The sequence below is a fragment of the Clostridia bacterium genome, assembly GCA_017405765.1.
In the GTDB taxonomy this organism is placed as follows: domain Bacteria; phylum Bacillota; class Clostridia; order Oscillospirales; family RGIG577; genus RGIG577.
Genome location: JAFQZS010000019.1, coordinates 1 through 2,158, shown reverse-complemented (window position 1 = coordinate 2,158; position 2,158 = coordinate 1). Strand labels below are relative to the sequence as shown.

1 protein-coding gene is annotated in these 2,158 nt (G+C 50.1%); it reads left to right on the top strand.

The window, feature by feature from the left end:
* Positions 1 to 2,158: ParB N-terminal domain-containing protein (locus IJG50_03940; protein ID MBQ3379000.1), on the top strand; the 2,158-nt coding region annotated here is incomplete at both ends.

Sequence of the window (2,158 nt, the reverse complement as noted above, 5' to 3'; positions counted from 1 at the left end):
GATAACGCACCATTTCGAGAAAAGCGCACCGAAAGCTTACGAGAAGTTCAAAGCGGCCGTTTTTGCATACCGCGAGTACACCGAAAGCGAAACAAAGAAGTATATGCGCGAATACGGGCTGGACAAATCGAGTGCGGAACACGAGATAATAGCCGACTTTGCGCAGGAGCTTTTACGGGACGACAGCGCACGCAAGATAAAAGCCCTTATACGCGCGTCGAGAAGCGGCGCGAACGGCTTCTACGGCGCGATGCATAGGGTATTCGATAAGATACGCGGCACGAAAGACAGCACTCTCGGCGAATACGACGCACAGATGAAGGAGATAACCGACCTTTGGAAAGCCTGCCTCAGAGAAGCAAACGAGAACAGAGGCAAGGCAGAGGCGGACGGCGAGGTGCAGATGTCGCGGAAGGAATCGCAACAGGAAACTGCACTTGAAGAAGATATTGATCTGGCGTTCATCCGTCCGCTCAATGAAGTTAAAGACCAAAAGAAATTTAATAAGTTGCTTTCGGCGTTTAAGAAAAGCGGTTGGAACGGTCGGCCTTTGGTCGTTATAGATAACGGGAACGAAGGACACATTGCCCTTACGGGATCGCACCGCATAGCGGCGGCGAAGGAGGCAGGCATAGAGGTGCCTGCAATCGTTTTGGACAATACCGAGGATACGGCAAGGTTAATTGACGTGGACGACGATGAGCGAGAAAGAATAGCGAAAGAGTTGGCAGAGGACGGCATTATCCCACAGCGCGCTTATGACCTTCTCGCGCAGGAGAACGACTTAAACTATGCAAACGAACCGCAGTTCTCGCGGAAGACGAACGCGGCGCAGGCGGAGATAACGGCGCGGTACCAGCAAACTGTTTCGGATATACTGAGCGGGAAGAAGACCGTAACCGATGCCGTTCTTATGGGATATACGCCCGATATATATCAAGCGTTAGGTGTGCCGAGTCTGCCGTTTGTAATCGGTCCGGGGCATATTTATTCCATTGCAAAAACAGAAGCAGAAGCCAAAACCGACGGCAAGTATAATAAGCGCACTCATTATCACGGGTTAGGTGATGACGCTGTTAAGAATTTATACGAGGCAGCACAAAATCCGATAGCAGTAATTGCGGCAAAAGACGTTGATGCAAAAGCTACGCCTATGAGAAGTACACATAGCGTTGTAGCGATAATAGACGTTGGCACTGCAAACAAAAGCAGGCTTGTACCAATAGAAATTACTGCCGAAAGACATATGGGAAATGATATGCTCGACGTTAATGTAGTATCAAGTGTTTACGACCGAAATGTTGAAAACCTTTTAGCGGAGGCGGTAGCACAGGAAAACACAGGCGAAATCGGGGTATACTACATAAAAAAAGAAGCCGTTCCTCTGGTAAGTGCCCGGGTACAATTCCCGGAACATCTTCACAAAGCAATAGCTTCTGATGGTATTGTACACCTTGTCCCCGAAAAAGTCAATATGCGAATTGAAAATCAAACGCAGAGCCGACAGTTCAAGCGTTGGTTTGGCGACTGGCAGAACGATCCCAAAAACGCAAGCAAGGTGGTCAACGAGGACGGAACGCCGAAGGTGGTGTATCACGGGACGAACGAAAACTTTACCGTTTTCGACGCAAGCAAAGGCCGTGCGAACATGGACATTCAGGGAATGTTCTTCAGCCCGTGGGAGATTGAGGCGGGCGGATACGGCGAGAACGTGAGAGCGTTTTATCTGAACATCAGAAAACCCGCGAGCGAGGCTGCCGCATATAAGGCGCTGAATGCACACAAGGGCGAGAACGGCGCAGGGATCAAGGCCAGAGAAGACCTTATAAAGCAAAAGTATGACGGCGTGAACAATTCAGATGAGGAGTACATCGCTTTCTATCCCGAACAAATCAAGTCTGCGACTGACAACATCGGCACGTTCGACCAAAGCAATCCCGATATACGCTATTCCCGCAAGGGGCAGGACAGCCGCATACGCGAGCTTGAACGCCTTGCCCGCGAGAACGCGCGGCTCAAAGAGCAGTTCAAACGGACGAAGGGGATTCGCCTTAAAGAGAGCGATATACGAAAGATCGCGCGAGGGATAATCAAAGATTACGATATCACAGATTACGACAAGGAGCAGCTTTACGAAAGGCTGAAGCCGCTTGCCGAG